This is a genomic window from Tepidimonas sp. (genome assembly GCF_046292505.1).
Lineage (GTDB): Bacteria > Pseudomonadota > Gammaproteobacteria > Burkholderiales > Burkholderiaceae_C > Tepidimonas.
Map to the genome: position 1 here is coordinate 1 of NZ_JBKBQX010000170.1, position 458 is coordinate 458.

1 protein-coding gene is annotated in these 458 nt (G+C 64.0%); it reads right to left on the reverse strand.

Annotation, left to right across the window (positions count from 1 at the left end):
• Positions 1–439: AMP-binding protein (locus ACK4TH_RS12535; RefSeq protein ID WP_409626927.1), on the reverse strand; the 439-nt coding region annotated here is incomplete at its 3' end.
• Positions 440–458: the final 19 nt, after the last annotated feature.

The window sequence follows — 458 nt, forward strand, 5'->3', positions numbered from 1 at the left end:
GCGGGTTGAAGGTGAGGACGGGGGAGGACTCGGTCAGGCCGTAGCCCTCGACCACGGGCGTGCTGGTGACCTCTTTCCAGCGCTTGGCGACGGCGTCCTGCAGCGCCATGCCGCCGGCGCAGGCGCTCTTCAGCGACTTCGGCGGATTGTCGCGGAACCAGGCCTCGTTGTTGAGGCCGTTGAAGAGCGTGTTGACGCCCGTCAGCGTCGAGATCGGGAACTTCTCGAAGGCCTTCTGCAGGTTGGTCAGAGGGCGCGGATTGGGTACGAGGACGTTGTGGGCGCCGAGCACCCAGTAGCCCAGCATGTTCACCGTGAAGGCGAAGATATGATAGAGCGGCAGCGCCGTGAGAATCGTCTCCTCGCCCTTGACCATGTTCAGGGCGACCATCTCAAGCGACTGGGCCATGTTCATCACGAGATTGCCGTGGGTGAGCATGGCGCCCTTGGAGACGCCG